Below are 14,494 nucleotides of genomic sequence, written 5' to 3'. Positions count from 1 at the left end.
TGGTGAGCAGGGGTCGGCGGGGGCGGTGGCCCGACGCCGTCGTACCTGGTCGAGCCTGCTCCGCCGAGATCAGCAGGCGGTCAGCGTCGGATCAGTGCCGACACACCGGGGTCGGCCGGGCGGCCCCGCCTAGATTGGTGCCATGACCAGGCGGCGGCACCCGTGGCGGTGACCTTCGGCGTGCTCGGGCCGGTGACCGCCGCGACCGAGCGCGGTCCGGTCCCGCTCAAGGGGCCCCGTCAGCGCACGGTGCTGGGCCGGCTGCTGATCGCCAGGGGCCGGGTGGTGCCGGTGGACCGGCTCGTCGACGACCTGTGGGAGGTGCCCCCGGAGGGCGCGGTCGGCGCGATCCGGACCTTCGTCGCCGACCTGCGCCGGGCTCTGGAGCCCGACCGGCCGCCCCGGCAACCGCCCCGGCTCCTGGTCACCGAACCACCGGGGTACGTGCTGCGGGCCGCGCCGGACGCGGTGGACGCCGGACGGTTCGAGGCGGCGGTCGGCGAGGCGGGCCGGCTGCTGGCGGCGGGACTGCCCGCACCGGCCCTGGCCGCGCTGGACGCGGCGCTCGGGCTCTGGCGGGGGCCCGCGTACGCCGACTGCGCGGGTGAGGCCTGGGCCGTCGCGGAGATCAACCGGCTGGAGGAGCTGCGGATGCTCGCCGTCGAGCGGCGGGCGGAGGCGCTGTTGGCGCTGGGCCGGCCGGACGAGGCCGCCGCCGACCTGCCGGCCCACCTCGCCAGCCATCCGCTGCGCGAGGACGCCTGGCGGCTGCTCGCGGTGGCCCGGTACCGCTCCGGTCGACAGGGCGACGCGCTGGCCGCGCTGCGCCAGGCCCGGGACGCCCTGGTGACCGAACTGGGCGTGGACCCCGGGCCCGAGCTGCGGCGGCTGGAGGCCGACATCCTGGCCCAGGCGCCGCACCTCACCCCGCCCAACCCGGAGGCGGCCGTCCCCGTTCCATCCGGCGGGCCGGGACCGGTGCGGGAGCGTCCGTTCGTCGGCCGCGACACCGAGCTGGACCGGCTGCGGCGGGCCGCTCAGGCCGCCTCCCGGCGCGGCCAGCCGACCCTCGCCCTGCTCAGCGGGGACCCGGGCGCCGGTAAGACGGCACTGGCCGAGACGCTGACCCGACGGCTCGCCGCCGAGGGCTGGGCCACGGCGTGGGGCCGCAGCCCGGAGTACGAGGGCGCCCCGGCCGCCTGGCCGTGGACGCAGATCACGGATGCGCTCGCCGGACCGACCGACTCCAGCGGGGGCGCTGGCACCGACGGCGCGGTCGATGACACTGGGGCGGCGAGTGATCCGGCCGTCGCCCGGTTCCGCCGGCACCGCGCGGTGGCGTCGCTGGTCTCGGCGGTCGCCGACCGGCGGCCGGTGCTGCTGGTCCTCGACGACCTGCACCGCGCGGACGGGGACACCCTGGACCTGCTGACGGTGCTGCTCACCGGCCCGCAACCGGCCACCGGACCGGTGCTGATCCTCGGCACCTACCGGGCCACCGAGATCAGCCCGGAGTTGACCGCCGCACTGGCCCGGGCGGCCCGGCTGGAGCCGGTACGGGAATACCTCGGCGGCCTGTCCACGTCGGCGACCGGTGAACTGGCCCGCGTCGTCGCAGGGGCCGAGCTGGACCCGCCCACCGTACGGTTGATCCACAATCGCAGCGGCGGCAACCCGTTCTTCGTGCGGGAGCTGGCCCAGCTGTACGCGGTCGAGGGCGCCGGAGCGCTGGCGGCGGTGCCGCCCGGGGTGCGGGACGTCATCCGGCATCGACTGGCGCAGCTACCCGCACCGACCCGCACTGTGCTGCGGCAGGCGGCCGTGCTCGGCCGGGACCTCGACCCGGAGGTGCTCGGCGCGCTGGCCGGCGACCCCACGATCCTGCTGGACGCCGTGGACCGTGCGTTGCAGGCCGGCTTCCTCAGCGAACAGGAGCCCGACGGGAGGCTGAGGTTCACCCACATTCTGGTCCGCGACACGCTCTACGCCGACCTGTCCGCGCCGCGCCGCGCCGCCCTGCACGCGGCCGTGGCGGAGGCCCTGCGGAGCCGCCAACCCACCGATCCCGGCGCGCTGGCGCACCACCTGCTGCACGCCGGCGGACCGGCAGCCGCCCGGCGCGCGGCCGGCTACGCCCGTACCGCCGCGGAACAGGCCGAGCGGGCCGGCAACCCGCACGAGGCGGCTCGGCTGTGGGCACAGGTGGTCGACGCGTACGACCGCGCCGGCGGGAGCGAGCGGCGCGAGCGGCTGGGCGCCGTGCTCGGTCTGGGTCGCGCGCTGGCGGTGACGGGCCGGCTCTCCGAGGCGCGACGGCGCCGGGCCGAGGCGATCGCCGACGCCGAGTCGGTCGGCGATCCTCGCCTGGTCGCGGAGGTGCTGGCCGGCTTCGACGTACCCGCCATCTGGACCCGCAACGACGACGACCAGCTCTCCGGGCGGATCGTCCAGGCCGCCGAGCACGCTCTGGCGGCCCTCGGCTCGACCGCCTCGGCGCAGCGCAGCCGGCTGCTCAGCACCCTCGCGCTCGAGCTGCGTGGCACCACCACCGACCGTGGCCGCCGGGCAGCACAGGAGGCCGAGGGGATCGCCCGGGCCGTCGCGGACCCGGGGCTGCTGGCCTTCGCGCTCAATGCCCGCTTCATGCACGCCTTCCACCGCGCCGGCCTGGCCGGCGAGCGGTCCCGGATCGGCGCCGAGCTGGTCGACCTGGCCGCCCGGCACCAGCTGGTGACCTTCGAGGTGCTGGGCCACCTCGTCCTGGTGCAGGCCCGCTGCGCGCTGGCCGACCTTGTCGGCGCCGACGCGCACGCCCACGCCGCCGACCGCCTCGCGGAGCGGTACGAGCTACCGCTGGTCGGTGTCTTCACCCGGTGGTACGCCGCGCTGCGGCTGGCGCTGGCCGGCGAGCACGCCGCGGCGGCGGACGCGTACCGGGCGGCTGCCGACCGGCTGCCCACCGACGCGATGCCGGGCCTGACCCGAGGGCTGCTCCCGTTCGCCCTGCTCGGGCTGCGCCTCGCCGGTGCCGTCGACGCCGACCGGTCGGCACCCGGGCCGGACGGCGTCGTCGACCAGCCCGTCCCCGAGCTTCAGGGCCAGGACTGGGCGGGCCTGGACTGGGGCCCCCACGAGCCGTGGGTCCGACCGCTGCTGCTCGTCGCCGACGGCGACCGGGAGGCCGCCGGAGCGGCCCTGCGGGCCCTCCCGGACGGACCGCACGACCTGCTGCGGGAGGCACGGCTCTGCGTCACCGCCCGCGCGGCGCTCGCCCTGGCCGACCGGCCCACGATGGAGCGCGTCGCCGACGAACTCCGGCCAGCCGCCGATGAACTGGCCGCCGGCAGCGGGGTGCTCACCCTCGGCCCGGTGGCCGGATACCTCGCCGACCTGGCCGCCGCACTGGGCCGCGACGACGAGGCGGCCGGGCACCGCCGTACCGCCCGCGTGGTCACCGCCGAGGCCCGCGCCGCCACCTCCTCCGACTGACCACGGGTGTCACCCGCCGCCCCCGGCGACTTGCCGGTTCGCCGGGAACCGACCGGCAGGGTGCGGTCAGATGGAAACCAGCGGCGCAGCCGCCGTGATTCAAGGGGGTACGCGTGGAGGCGCTCGTCCTGATCGTGGTGCTGGGCGTCACAGTTCTCGTCGGCACCACGCTCGGCGGCCGGTACAGGGTCGCGCCACCGGTGCTGCTCATCGCGTTCGGGGTGCTGCTCGGGCTGGCGCCGCCGCTGTCCGAGCTGACCCTGGAGCCGGACCTGGTACTGCTGATCTTCCTGCCGGCGATCCTCTACCGGGAAAGTCTCACCATCAGCCTGCGCGAGATCCGGGCCAACTTCCCGGTGATCGGGCTGCTCGCCGTGGTGCTGGTGGTGCTCACCATGGTCACTGTGTCGCTGACCGCGCAGGCGTTCGGGGTGAACCCCGCCGCCGCCTGGGTGCTCGGGGCGGTCCTCGCGCCGACCGACGCCGCCGCGGTGACCGGGCTGGCCAAGCGGCTCCCTCGAAAGCTCCTGACCACCCTGCACGCGGAGAGCCTGATCAACGACGGCACCGCGCTGGTGCTCTTCGCGGTGACCGTGGGCCTGCTCACCAGGGAAGCGGAACCCGGCGCGCTCGGGATCGGCGAGGAGTTCGTCGGGGCCAGCGCCGGGGGAGTGATCGCCGGCCTGCTGGTCGGCGCCGTCGTGGTGCTGGTCCGCAAACGGCTCGACGATCCCCTGCGCGAGGGCGCGCTGAGCGTGTTGACGCCGTTCACCGCGTTTCTTCTCGCCGACGCGGTGCACGCCAGCGGCGTGCTGGCGGTCGTGGTCGCCGGCCTGGTGCTGGCCTACGCCGGCCCCCGGGTGATCCGCGCCCGATCGCGGGTGCTGGCGTACGCCTTCTGGGACCTGTCCACGTTCCTGATCAACGGTGGGCTGTTCGTGCTGCTGGGCACCCAGATCCCCCGGGCGGTGCGGGGCGTCACCAGCGCCTCGCCGCAGCGCGCGCTGATGATCGTGCTGGTGGTCAGCGTGGTCGTCCTCGTCACCCGGCTGTTCTTCGTCTACGTCACGGCGGAATCGGTGAAGCTGCTGCACCGCCGAACGGTGGACAGGGACCAGGAACGTGGCGGCTGGCGGGTCGGCACCATCGCCGGCTGGTCGGGTTTCCGGGGTGCCGTCTCGCTCGCCGCCGCCCTGGCGGTCCCGACAACGACGGTGTCCGGTCAACCGGTGGCCGAACGCGACCTGATCATCTTCGTGACCTCGCTGGTGATCGTGCTGATCATGCTCGTTCAGGGCACCACCCTTCCGCTCGTGGTGCGCTGGGCGGGGCTGGTCGGCGATCCCGAGCGGGCCGACGAGTTGCGGCAGGCACGCCTGCGGGCCACCGAGGTGGGCCTGGCCGCGCTGCCCCAGGCCGCCGCCGAGGTCGGAGCCGACGAGGAGGCGGTCCGCCGGCTGGAAGCCGAGTACCAGCGGCACCTGGAGGACGTTAACGAGGGCGGTGGGCGTACCGCCGAGGAACTCGCCCGGGAACGCCAACTGCGCCTCGCGGTCCTCAACCACAAACGGCGGGAAATCACCCGGTTGCGTGACCGTCGGGAGATCGACGACCTCGTCCTTCTCGACCTTCAGTCCGCGCTGGACAACGAGGAGATCCGGCTGCTGGGCCGCGAGAGCACAGACTGATCGCGGCCGCCCGGATCCGCGGTGGGCGGCGGACCGACGGATTGGCGACACCTCCCGGGCCACGCACGGGGCGGGCGGCCGCCCAGTGCGCCGCGTACGGTGGAAGCGTTCGGCGTTCGTCGATGCGTTCGGTCCGCGAGGGGGCCTCATGACCACCGGTGAGACGGAGACCGACCTGCGGGTGGTCACCGAACGGGAGTTCCTCGACGAGTTGACCTCGGTCACCCGGGAACGCAGCGCCACCACATTCCTGTACCTGATGGCGCAGGGCGACGGCGTCATCGGGGTGCAGTGGGAGCAGCCCGGCGTCGACCATCGGCGCCGCTACCGGGTGCGCGACCCCGGCGGCCCGGCCTGCCCGCACTGCGTCGTCTTCGAGGCGGTGCTGGCGCTGGCGCCGGTGCTGCCACTGGACCTGATGCGGACCGCGCGCACCCGACCCCAGTACGAGACGGTGCTGCGCACCGGGCAGCTGCCCCACCTGGCGTTCGCCCGGCCGGTCGGCCATCCCGGGGCGAGCTGGCTCGCCGACTGCCACGCGGTCACCGGCGACCCGCACGCCGACGCCGACTGCCCGCGGCACGCGGTGCCCGCACCGAGCGGCGACCCGCTGGATGTGCGCCTCGAGTCGCTGCCGCGGGCGGTCCGCCAGCTGTACCCGCACGACGCCGCCGCGACGGCGGATCTCCAGCAGCGGCTGCGAATCGCCCGGGACTGGCGGGCCGACGCGCAGGCCGTCGCGAGCGGGATCCGTGCGGCGGCGGCGACCTGGGCGTTCCTGCGTAACTCCTGCCTCCTGGGCGTGCCGGTGCCCGGTGCCAGCGGCCTCGTCCTCACCCTCCCGCCGGCCGGCGCCCCGGACGACCGACCCCTGGCCGAGCTGCACGCCGCGGCGGTGCGCGCACTGCCCACCGGCGGCCGGGTGGCGTATCAGGAGCGGGCCTGCCTGGTGCCGGAGCCGGCCCGGGGGAGGCAGCGGATGCCGTCGTACGCCGGCGCGCTGGACCTGACCGGTGCGGCGCCGGTGCGCACGCTGCGGCTGCCGGCGCCACGCCGGCCGCTGAGCACCACCGGCCGGGGAGTGCTGCTGCTCTACGAGGCCCGGCACGCGATGGGCCGGCACGTCGCCAGCGCGCCGGAGCGTAACGACGCCTACTGGGAATCCGAGGCGGCGTTGAACGTCTTCGAGTTCACAGTGTTGGAGCGGGTCGCCGGCCGGCACTACCAGGAGGCGGTGGCCGCCTACCTGCAGGCCCTGCGCCGGGAGGGCGACCTGCTCACCCGCCCGCACAAGGTGCTCGACCGGCGTCGCCGCAAGGCGTTGTCGCTGGCTTTCGGCGGGCTGGACAACGAGGAACTGCGCCTGTGGGCGTCGGTCGCCTACCGCAACGCCATCCTGATGCTGCTCGGCGACCTGAGGGCGTTCGCCGCACACCTACGCCGCCAGGCCGCCTGACGCGAAGGAAGGGCCCCTTGTTAACGCCTCGTGTATAGGAAGGGCCCCTTCCTAACGGTTCAGAGCACCTGGGCGAGGAACCGGCGCAGCCGGGGATGCTCGGCTCCCTCGAAGATCGCCTCCGGCGGGCCCGACTCCAGCACCACGCCCCGGTCCATGAAGGCCACGGTGTCGGCGACCTGCCGGGCGAAGCCCATCTCGTGGGTGACCACCACCATGGTCATACCCCCTGCGGACAGGTCGGCCATCACTTTGAGCACCCCCTTGACCAGCTCCGGGTCGAGCGCCGAGGTGGCCTCGTCGAAGAGCATCACCTCCGGCCGCAGGGCCAGCGCCCGGGCGATCGCCACCCGCTGCTGCTGACCGCCGGAGAGTTGTGCCGGCCGGGCGTCGGCCTTGCCGGCGAGCCCCACCAGCTCCAGCTGGGCCCGGGCGACGGCCTCCGCCTCGTCCTCCCCGAGCTTGCGCAGCCGGCGCAACGCCAGGGTGACGTTGCGCAGCACGGTCATGTGCGGGAAGAGGTTGAACTGCTGGAAGACCATGCCCACCCGCTGCCGCAGCGCGTCCGGGTCGTCGCGCAGCACGCTGCGCCCGTCCAGCAGCACGTCGCCGCGGTCCGGTTCGATCAGCCGGTTGATGGTGCGCAGCAGAGTGGACTTGCCCGACCCGGACGGCCCGATCACGCAGGCCGTCGCGCCGCGCGGCACGGCCAGGTCGACTCCGCGCAGCACCCGGTTCGGTCCGAAGGCGAGGTGCACGTCGCGTACGTCGAGGCTGACCGAAGTGGTCGTGCTGGCGGTCATCGCCGGTCCCCTTCCGTCGCGCCGGACAGCGCCGACTCGGTGTCGTCCTCGTCCTCGTCGGCCGGCGCGGTGGCCGGCCGGCCGTGGCGCAGCCGCCGGTCGATCCAGTTGACCGCGTGCGTCAGCGGAACGGTCAACGCCAGGTAGCAGAGCCCGGCCAGCAGCAGCGCGGACTCGTTCCCGGTGGTGGCCGCGTAGTCCTGCCCGATCCGGAACAGCTCCCGCTGGCTGGCCACCAGGCCGAGGAAGTAGACGAGGCTGGAGTCCTTGATCAGCGCGATGAGCTGATTCACCCAGGCCGGCAGCACCCGCCGGATGCCCTGCGGGACGATCACCAGCCGCATCGCCTCGCCCCAGGAGAAGCCGAGAGCCCGGGCACCCTCCAACTGCGCGGCCTCCACCGACTGGATGCCGGAGCGGAAGATCTCCCCGATGTACGCCGCCGCGATCAGCGACAGCGCCAGAATGCCCAACGGGTAGGGGTCGGGCCCCCAGACCTGCATGCCCAACGGCGCGAGCCCGACGCCGATCAGCAGGATCGTCGCCGCGGCCGGCAGCCCTCGGAACACGTCGGTGTAGACCCGTGCCGGCCAGCGCAGCCACCGGCTGCGGGAGATGCCGGCGACGGCCAGCAGCAGGCCCAGCACCGAGCCGAGCAGGGCGGCGGAGACCGCCAGGATCAGCGTGTTGGGCAACCCGACGGTCAGCATCTCGGGTAGCGCCTCGCGCATCGCGTCCCAGTCGAAGAAGGTCTCCCACAGGGTGCTCAACGGATCCATTGGTCGCCTCTCCTACCGCCCCGCTCGCTCGTCACCGGATGTCTCAGGACGCGGCCGACGCCGACGCCGACGCCGACGCCGACGCCGACGCCGACGCCGACGCCGACGCCGACGGCGCGGCCGGCACGGTCACCGTGCCGCTGCCCGGGTGGAAGTCCGCCGGTACCGGCCGACCCGGGTAGTACTGCGCCTGCAACCGGCTCCAGGTGCCGTCCGCGATCACCTCGTCGAGGCCCTTGTTCAGCGCCTCCCGCAGCTTGTCGCCGCCCTTGGCGACGGCGTACGCGGTCGGTGCCGGGCTGAGCTGCTTGGCCGCTACGGTGATCTTGCCGTTGCTGTCGGCCGCCGACTTCTCGCCGATCTCGGCCGGGGCGATCCACGCGTCGGCGGTGCCCGCCTTGAGCTGGTTGATCGCGCCGTTGTAGTCCGGAACCCGGACCGGGTTGAGCTGCTCGCCGGTGGCGTAGTCGTCCTGGACGGTGCCCTGCACCACCACGACCCGCTTGCCGGCGAGCTGGTCGAAGCCGGTGATCGGCGAGCCGGCCGGCACGTCCAGGCCGAAGTAGCCGAAGTCGTAGCCGTTGCCGAAATCGACAGTCTTCTTGCGCGCCTCGGTGATGGTGATCGAGGAGCTGCCGACGTCGAACTTGTGGTTGTTGACCTGCGAGAGCAGCGCGGAGAAGTCGGTGCCGACGAACTCGACAGTCAGGCCGAGCTTGCCCGCCACCGCGGTCAGCAGGTCGTTGTCGAAGCCGGTGAACTTGCCGTCCTTGAGGTACACGTTCGGCGGCGCGTCGGTCAGCGTGCCGGCGCGCAGCACGCCCGGCTGCGCCAGTCCGTACGGGTTGGCGGCGGCGTCGGACGAGGTGTCGTCGCCGCACGCGGTGAGCGCGGTGGCGGCCAGGATCGTGGCCGCGCCGAGGGCCGCGGCGCGGGTCAGGGCAGGAAGGAATCGCACAGGTGTCTCCGAAGGTTGCGCAGCGGCGGGCACAGACGTGCGCCGCCGACGGTGCGCCCGGTGGGCGTACCGCTGGGATGGGTTCGAAAAGGGGTGCGCTAGTACGCGGCGCGGCCGCGACAGGCGGCGCTGCACACCCGCATCATGTCCACGTGCCGCCGCCGGGTCAGTGCCGGTGGGGGCCAGCCGGTGCGGGAATCCGCGGCGTCGGCCGATGGTGTGGTGCTGAGGATGCGCATGGTTCTCCCGGGTCTGTGCTGACCTGGGTGCCAGGCCACGCTTGCACCGACGTCGTGCCGGTGCCTGGTCTTCACCCGGGGCACCCCACCGCGGAGGAGGGTTGCCGGCCAGCGAGCCGGGGCTTCGCGCTGGCGCTCATGACCTGCGCCGAGGCTAGCAGCCCGGGGAGGTGGATCGTCCAGTCGTTATGACCACGCTCACCGTCCGCGACGGGCGTCCGGTCGGCAGGTCAGCTGGCGTGCACGTGCGGACGCCGGCGCGGGTCGGGTTCCTGGCGGCGCAGGATCTCCCGGGTGACCGGGGCGATCTCGCCGTGACCGAACGCCAGGTAGCGCAGGAAGTTTCCGCCCGGTTTCCCCTCGGTCCACTCGAAGTAGATGTGTGGGCACCGCCCCGCCCGGTCGCGGATGTCCAGCAGCAGGGCGGCCACCGCGCTGGGCACCGAGGAACTGGCCAGGCTGAGCACCGGGTACCGGTCGTGCTCCACGCTGCCGCGGATCAGCAGCTCGGTCTCGAAGTCCGACGGGTCGGTGACCGTCACCTCGACGAAGATCACGGCGCTGTCGGCCGGGAAGTCGTTGTCCGCCACGGTCTGGGCGAGCTTGTCGCGGTACTCCGCGCGGTCCCGGGTGGCCGGCTCGTGCGCGATGAGGCGGATGCGACGCCCGCCGCACTCGTCGATGAGCCGGGTGGCCTCGGAGTCCAGCTCAACCCGGTCGACCCGGAGCTCGAAGGCCCGCACCAGCCGGGACAGCACCGACACCACGATGATCCCGCCGATGAAGCAGGCCGCGATCTTCACGCCGTCGGGACGTTCCACCACGTTCGCCGCCGTGGTGTAGAGAAAGACGATCGCGATGACCCCGAACGCGACAGTCCGGCCGCGCTGGCGCCGCCGCCGCGCCGCGAGGGTCACCGCCGTCGTCGCCGAGGTGATCAACACCAGGACACCTGTGGCGTACGCGCCGCCCTGCGCGTCCACGCTCGCCCCGAAGGCGACCGTGATCAGGAACGCCACCGCTGTGAAGACCAGCACCAGTGGCCGTACGGCCCGGGCCCAGGTCGGCGCCATGCCGTAGCGGGGCAGGTACCGGGGTACGAGGTTGAGCAGCCCGGCCATCGCCGAGGCCCCCGCGAACCAGAGGATGCCGATGGTGGACAGGTCGTAGACCGTGCCGAACACCTCACCGAGGTACTCGTGCGCCAGGTAGGACAGCGCCCGGCCGTTCGCCGGCCCGCCCGGCTGGAACGCCTCGGGCGGGATCAGGACGGTGGTGGTCACGCTGCTGGTGACCAGGAAGACACTCATGATCACAGCCGCGGTGGTGAGCAGTCGTCGCGCGCCGCGGATGCGGCCCAGCGGCTGGTCCTCAGAGTCCCGCCGATCCCCGCGGATGTGCGGCATCACCGCCACCCCGGTCTCGAAGCCGGACAGGCCCAGCGCCAACTTCGGGAACACCAGCAGCGAGAGCCCGATCACCAGCAGGGGATCGCCGTGGCTGGTGGTCAGTGCGCTGGTCCAGTCCGCGACCGCGCTCGGATGCGTCACCACCCGCCACAGACCGACGGCGATCACCACCGCGTTCAGGCTCAGGTAGACCGCGACCAGGACGACGGCGATCCCGATGGCCTCGCCGAACCCCTTGAGGAACACCGCGCCCAGCAGCGCCACCAACAGCAGCGTGAGCAGGACCTCGTGTCCCCTGAGCCCGGTCGGCCAGAACGGGTTCTCGTCGATGTGCGCGGTCGCGTCGGCCGCGGAGAGGGTGATGGTGATGATGAAGTCGGTGGCCGCGAAACCGAGCAGCACCAGCACGAACAGCTTGCCCGGCCAGTAGCTCAGCAGGCGTACCAGCATCGCTATGGAGCCCTCGCCGTGCGGGCTCTCCACCGCCACCCGCCGGTAGACCGGCAGCGCACCCAGCAGGGTCACCAGCACCAGCACCAGGGTCGCCACCGGGGAGAGCGCGCCGGCGGCCAGCGCGGCGATGCCCGGCTGGTAGCCGAGGGTCGAGAAGTAGTCGACGCCGGTCAGGCACATCACCTTCCACCATGAGTGGCGGCGATGTTCCGGCGGGCGCCCGTGCGGGCCGTGCCGCTGCACCGCCTGCTCCGAAGCGCCGTCGAACAGCCACGCCCGCAGCCGACCGGTTCGGCGGCCGGCGCGCCTGTCGACCTCCATCGGCGCTTCCCCCGTCATCCGCCCACGGTCATCGCGAGTATCCGCCAGCAGGCCCGGGCGGGTCCGCCAGTGCGGGGAACCCGCCCGCCCGGGCACCCTGGCGGACGGCGCGTCGTGGGTTTCGGGCCGGGGACATGGGGGAAGCAGCGCCTCCCGGCGTCCCGCCCCGAACAGTCCGACGGTTCGGGGCAGCCGCCGGGTGTGCGTCCGGGGAGGGAGCGGGTCATGGTCGGCGGCCGTCGGTTCCGCCCGGGCGGTGGCTTCGGCCGCCGGCTCGATGAGCACGAGGTCCGCGTCGGCCAGCCACCGCGGGTGAAGCCGCCCGCGCCGCCCACCGGCGGCCTGGTGGACAGCGCCGTCTACATCCGTGGGCACCGGTTCGCGTCACCTGACGGCCTCGCCGAGACGTACCGCTGCCTGCAGGAGCAGCGCGACGCGATGGCCTGGATCGGGTTGTACCGGCCCGACATCGACCAGATCACCTCGCTGGCCCGGGAGTTCCGGCTGCACGACCTGGCGGTGGAGGACGCGATCAACGCCCACCAACGGCCCAAGCTGGAACGGTACGGGCACACGCTCTTCGTGGTGCTGCGCGCCGCCCGGTACGACGACCTGCGGGAAGAGGTCGAGTTCTCCGAGCTGCACCTGTTCATCGGGCCCGGGTTCGTGGTCACCGTCCGGCACGGCGAGGCACCGGACCTGGCCGCGGTGCGGCGGCGACTGGAGGCCGACGCGCAGATGCTCGCCCAGGGCCCGGAGGTGATCCTGTACGCGATCCTCGACCAGGTGGTCGACGGTTACGCGCCGGTGGTGGCCGGGTTGGAGAACGACATCGACGAGATCGAGACCGAGGTCTTCGGCGGCGACCCGAACGCCAGCCGGCGCATCTACGGGCTCAGCCGCGAGGTCATCCAGTTCCAGCGGGCCGCCCGTCCGCTGCTCACCGTGCTCGACGCGCTCGCTGCCGGCGCCGGCGGTTACGGCACCGACGAGGAACTGCGCCGCTACCTGCGGGACGTGATTGACCACCTCACCCAGGTGGTGGAGCGGGTGGACGGCTTCCGGCATCTGCTGCAGAACATCCTCACCGTCAACGCCACCCTCGTCTCACAGCAGCAGAACGAGGAGATGCGCAGCCTCACCGCGGCCAGCTACGCGCAGAACGAGGAGCTGAAGAAGGTCTCCTCGTGGGCTGCGATCCTGTTCGCGCCCACGCTGATCGGCACTGTGTACGGAATGAACTTCGTGCACATGCCGGAGCTGAACTGGCGCTACGGCTACCTGTTCGCGCTCCTGCTGATGGCCGTGGTCTGCGGCAGCCTCTACCTGGTCTTCAAGCGGCGCGGCTGGCTGTGACCGGACCGGCGAGGGTCACTCGATGCCACGCAGGATGTGCCGCTCGTCCTCGCTGTCGTCGTCGCCGGCGCCGATCCGGCCGAGCAGCACGGCAGCGGCCCAGATGGTCAGCGGCGTGGCCGCTCCGGTCATGCCGCCGCCGGTCCGGTCGTCCCGGGTCTGGCTCCGCTCGGTACGCGGTGGCCTGCGCTGAGCCTGCATGGGCACTGCCTCTCCTCGTCGAAGCCGCCCCGGGCCGCGCGACGTACGCCCGCGCCTCCGGCCGGGCCATCCGCGTGCGGGCAGATCGCCACCGGTACAGCAGCCATCTCGCACCATCGCACGCCCGGGCTCGTCCGTACCCCTGGTTTTCGGTTTCCCGACTCTCGCCGTCCGGTGCGGTGGGGTCAGGGCAGCGGGTGGGCGATGCCGCGGGCGTGGTCGGTGAGCGCCGCGCCGACCACTGTCGCGGCCACCGGCAGCACCTCCAGGCAGCGGCGCACCGCGGCGGCCATCAGCACGTTCGGTACCCGCATGGAGAGGGTGCAGTGCGGCACCCAGCGTCCCGGCTGGTAGTGCTCGACCAGGGTGATGCCGGCAGCGGCCAGCCGGTCGTGCACCAGCCGGTGGTGCGCCAGCAACTCCGGGGTGACCGTCGGGCCGAGCCACAGCACCCGGCCGACGAACTGGCCGGCGTGCTGGAAGTCGAGCCGCAGCGGTGTGGCCACGATCGTGCCGCGCAGCGCCGCGGCGACCTGCTCGGGGTCGAAGCGGGGCGCCACCGCGAGCGAGACGTGCGGGCGGTGGCGCTGCTCCAGCAGCGAACGCATGCTCTGCACGCCCTCGGCCTCCAGCGCGTCCCAGAGCACCCGGATCCGCCGGGTGGCGTCCGGATCCAGATACAGCTCCAACGCGGCGACCACGTGATCACCGTAACGGCAGAGGTTTGTCCGACGACCCCGGCGGTACCTGATCGGAAACAAGACCAGGAGGCGTGACCCGTGGACGTGAGTGACCTGCTGACCGAGGCGTACGACCGCCTGCCCGACCTCGTTCGCGCGGCGGTCGACGGCCTCACCCCCGAGCAGCTGCACCGGGCGCCCGGTCCGGGCGCCAACACGATCGGCTGGCTGGTCTGGCACCTGACCCGCGTCCAGGACGATCACGTCGCCGACCTGCTCGACACCGACCAGGTCTGGGTGAGTGGGGACTGGGCGGGACGGTTCGGGCTCACCGCCGACCCGGACGACACCGGCTACGGCCATTCGCCCGCACAGGTCGCGGCGGTGCGGCCGGAGAGCGCGCAGGCGCTGATCGACTACTACGAGGCGGTCTCGGAACGGACCCGACTGTTCCTGGCCGGTCTGCGTCCGGCGGACCTGGACCGCGTGGTCGACGAGGCGTGGGATCCACCGGTCACCCTCGGCGTCCGGCTGGTCAGCGTCGCCGAGGACGACCTGCAACACGTCGGGCAGGCCAGCTACGTCCGCGGCCTGATCGGAGCCGACTGACCGCAAGGGCGTCCGCCGGGCTCCCGGCACGCGCCGGTGGTCACCCGGTACGG

At 73.3% G+C, this 14,494-nt stretch carries 11 protein-coding genes and 1 riboswitch; of the genes, 5 read left to right on the top strand and 6 right to left on the bottom strand.

Annotation, left to right across the window (positions count from 1 at the left end; genetic code table 11):
• The first annotated feature begins 162 nt into the window (after positions 1–162).
• The 3 genes from GA0070607_RS03365 (at position 163) to GA0070607_RS03355 (ending at position 6,633) form a co-directional block, all read left to right on the top strand.
• Positions 163–3,489 carry an AfsR/SARP family transcriptional regulator gene (locus GA0070607_RS03365; protein WP_197701231.1) on the top strand — a complete coding sequence of 1,109 codons (3,327 nt, stop codon included), beginning with the start codon at positions 163–165 and terminating at the stop codon, positions 3,487–3,489.
• 113 nt (positions 3,490–3,602) lie between these two features.
• Positions 3,603–5,177: a Na+/H+ antiporter gene (locus GA0070607_RS03360; RefSeq protein WP_089016851.1), complete on the top strand. Its 1,575-nt coding sequence runs from the start codon at positions 3,603–3,605 to the stop codon at positions 5,175–5,177.
• 148 nt (positions 5,178–5,325) lie between these two features.
• The gene (locus GA0070607_RS03355; RefSeq protein ID WP_089016850.1) at positions 5,326–6,633 is read left to right on the top strand and encodes a hypothetical protein; all 1,308 of its coding nucleotides are present in this window, start codon (positions 5,326–5,328) and stop codon (positions 6,631–6,633) included.
• Between the two features lie 59 nt (positions 6,634–6,692).
• Here the strand turns inward: GA0070607_RS03355 and GA0070607_RS03350 are convergent, their stop codons facing one another.
• From GA0070607_RS03350 to GA0070607_RS03335, 4 genes are all read right to left on the bottom strand, one after another.
• Positions 6,693–7,436: an amino acid ABC transporter ATP-binding protein gene (locus GA0070607_RS03350; protein WP_089016849.1), complete on the bottom strand. Its 744-nt coding sequence runs from the start codon at positions 7,434–7,436 to the stop codon at positions 6,693–6,695.
• Complete coding sequence (locus GA0070607_RS03345; protein WP_089016848.1) at positions 7,433–8,215, bottom strand: amino acid ABC transporter permease; 783 nt, start codon at positions 8,213–8,215, stop codon at positions 7,433–7,435. The genes GA0070607_RS03350 and GA0070607_RS03345 overlap by 4 nt, the downstream gene beginning before the upstream one ends.
• Positions 8,216–8,258: 43 nt before the next feature.
• Positions 8,259–9,173 (bottom strand): ABC transporter substrate-binding protein, encoded by a 915-nt coding sequence (locus tag GA0070607_RS03340; RefSeq protein ID WP_089016847.1) that lies wholly within the window; start codon positions 9,171–9,173, stop codon positions 8,259–8,261.
• A gap of 271 nt (positions 9,174–9,444) precedes the next feature.
• Positions 9,445–9,556, bottom strand: a riboswitch (SAM riboswitch).
• A gap of 86 nt (positions 9,557–9,642) precedes the next feature.
• Entirely contained in the window at positions 9,643–11,613 is a 1,971-nt protein-coding gene (locus GA0070607_RS03335) for an amino acid transporter (protein ID WP_231930803.1), read from the bottom strand.
• 207 nt (positions 11,614–11,820) lie between these two features.
• Here GA0070607_RS03335 and corA point away from each other — a divergent pair, with 207 nt between their 5' ends.
• Positions 11,821–12,951: a magnesium/cobalt transporter CorA gene (gene corA / locus GA0070607_RS03330; RefSeq protein WP_089016845.1), complete on the top strand. Its 1,131-nt coding sequence runs from the start codon at positions 11,821–11,823 to the stop codon at positions 12,949–12,951.
• 15 nt (positions 12,952–12,966) lie between these two features.
• Here corA and GA0070607_RS03325 read toward each other — a convergent pair whose 3' ends face one another.
• The gene (locus GA0070607_RS03325) at positions 12,967–13,158 is read right to left on the bottom strand and encodes a hypothetical protein (protein ID WP_146218288.1); all 192 of its coding nucleotides are present in this window, start codon (positions 13,156–13,158) and stop codon (positions 12,967–12,969) included.
• A 179-nt stretch (positions 13,159–13,337) separates the two neighbouring features.
• Positions 13,338–13,853: a 2'-5' RNA ligase family protein gene (locus GA0070607_RS03320; RefSeq protein WP_089016843.1), complete on the bottom strand. Its 516-nt coding sequence runs from the start codon at positions 13,851–13,853 to the stop codon at positions 13,338–13,340.
• A 78-nt stretch (positions 13,854–13,931) separates the two neighbouring features.
• Here GA0070607_RS03320 and GA0070607_RS03315 point away from each other — a divergent pair, with 78 nt between their 5' ends.
• Positions 13,932–14,441 carry a mycothiol transferase gene (locus GA0070607_RS03315; RefSeq protein WP_089016842.1) on the top strand — a complete coding sequence of 170 codons (510 nt, stop codon included), beginning with the start codon at positions 13,932–13,934 and terminating at the stop codon, positions 14,439–14,441.
• The last annotated feature ends 53 nt before the right edge of the window (positions 14,442–14,494 follow it).

The sequence above is a fragment of the Micromonospora coriariae genome, from assembly GCF_900091455.1.
In the GTDB taxonomy this organism is placed as follows: domain Bacteria; phylum Actinomycetota; class Actinomycetes; order Mycobacteriales; family Micromonosporaceae; genus Micromonospora; species Micromonospora coriariae.
The sequence above is the reverse complement of the archived record's forward strand: the minus strand, read 5'-3'. Positions and strand labels throughout refer to the sequence as shown.